The 263-nt window shown below is 48.3% G+C and carries 1 protein-coding gene; it reads left to right on the top strand.

From position 1 onward, the window contains the following. Positions 1-124: 124 nt before the first annotated feature. On the top strand, positions 125-263 hold a 139-nt coding region (locus ACTHTK_RS10290), incomplete at its 3' end, for an IS1 family transposase (RefSeq protein ID WP_001404215.1).

Genomic DNA, 263 nt, shown 5'->3' with positions numbered 1-263 from the left:
CACAATATGTAGGACGTTTTTTCGAAAAAAATCAGTTTTTTTCCTGATGAACCTTCCTCCGCGTTGCCCGGTGATGCTGCCAACTTACTGATTTAGTGTATGATGGTGTTTTTGAGGTGCTCCAGTGGCTTCTGTTTCTATCAGCTGTCCCTCCTGTTCAGCTACTGACGGGGTGGTGCGTAACGGCAAAAGCACTGCCGGACATCAGCGCTATCTCTGCTCTCACTGCCGTAAAACATGGCAACTGCAGTTCACTTACACCG

This window comes from Neisseria sp. P0006.S009 (assembly GCF_051962915.1).
Classification (GTDB): Bacteria; Pseudomonadota; Gammaproteobacteria; order Burkholderiales; family Neisseriaceae; genus Neisseria; species Neisseria subflava_E.
This window is presented reverse-complemented; position numbering and strand designations above follow the sequence as displayed.